Genomic DNA, 537 nt, shown 5'->3' on the forward strand with positions numbered 1-537 from the left:
TCAAGCTACCGGGGCGTACCTTATCCCGAAGTTACGGTACCAATTTGCCGAGTTCCTTCTCCCGAGTTCTCTCAAGCGCCTTAGAATACTCATCTCGCCCACCTGTGTCGGTTTGCGGTACGGTCTCGTATGACTGAAGCTTAGAGGCTTTTCTTGGAACCACTTCCGATTGCTTCGTGTCACAAGGACACACGTCTCAACCCCTTGAATTACGCGCCCGGATTTGCCTAAGCGCCTTCTATGAGTCAAGAACCAGCTATTCCAACAGCTGGACAACCTTCCGCGATCCGTCCCCCCATCGCATCATACGACGGTGCAGGAATATTAACCTGCTTCCCATCAGCTACGCATCTCTGCCTCGCCTTAGGGGCCGACTCACCCTGCTCCGATGAACGTTGAACAGGAAACCTTGGGCTTTCGGCGAGAGGGCTTTTCACCCTCTTTATCGCTACTCATGTCAGCATTCGCACTTCCGATACCTCCAGCATCCTTTACAAGACACCTTCTCAGGCTTACGGAACGCTCTCCTACCATATG

At 52.9% G+C, this 537-nt stretch carries 1 rRNA gene; it reads right to left on the reverse strand.

Features of this window, described 5'->3' with window-relative positions:
* Positions 1 to 537: ribosomal RNA gene (locus tag QPK29_RS33520) — 23S ribosomal RNA — on the reverse strand; the annotation flags it as partial.

It is taken from the genome of Massilia orientalis (genome assembly GCF_030411975.2).
GTDB lineage: Bacteria > Pseudomonadota > Gammaproteobacteria > Burkholderiales > Burkholderiaceae_D > Telluria > Telluria orientalis.